This is a genomic window from Bradyrhizobium sp. sGM-13 (assembly GCF_018398875.1).
Taxonomy (GTDB): domain Bacteria; phylum Pseudomonadota; class Alphaproteobacteria; order Rhizobiales; family Xanthobacteraceae; genus Bradyrhizobium.
Map to the genome: position 1 here is coordinate 1 of NZ_JAGWDK010000186.1, position 503 is coordinate 503.

Genomic DNA, 503 nt, shown 5'->3' on the forward strand with positions numbered 1-503 from the left:
TTCGAACTGGGCGGCCACTCGCTCCTGGCGGTGCAGCTCTTGAGCCGGCTGTCGCGGGCTGTTGGCGTGGAACTGCCGCTGTCGACGCTGTTTGCCAAACCGGTGCTGGCGGATCTGGCTCGCGCAACTTCGATCACTTTGATCGAACAAGAGTTTGATCGCCAAGAGCTTCTGAAGTTGCTCTCTCTGGACTCTAGAGAAGCTGCTCTTTCTGGAGTCTAGAAATGACAGATTTGATTAGATCCGGATTGGAAGAACTGGACGCAGAAAGCCTAACTGAGCTTTTTTCACTTGCCAAAGAGAGAAGCCGGACTGGCAGCCGAGAAACTACGTTGCTACCAAAGGTCGGACGCAAAAGCGTCCTAGTACCATCGTTTGCGCAGCAGCGGCTGTGGTTTTTGGCGCAGCTGGACGAGAGCAGCACGACCTACCACATTCCGCTGGCGTGGCGGCTGCGCGGGGCGCTCGACCGCAGCGCCTGGCAGCGCAGCCTTGACCGTTTG

General features: G+C 57.7%; 2 protein-coding genes. Both read left to right on the plus strand.

What is annotated here, in order from left to right; all coding sequences use genetic code 11:
• Positions 1 to 222 (plus strand): phosphopantetheine-binding protein (locus KJQ96_RS38705; protein ID WP_213257733.1); only part of this gene is annotated, 222 nt, incomplete at its 5' end.
• A 2-nt stretch (positions 223 to 224) separates the two neighbouring features.
• Positions 225 to 503: hypothetical protein (locus KJQ96_RS38710; RefSeq protein WP_213257731.1), on the plus strand; the 279-nt coding region annotated here is incomplete at its 3' end.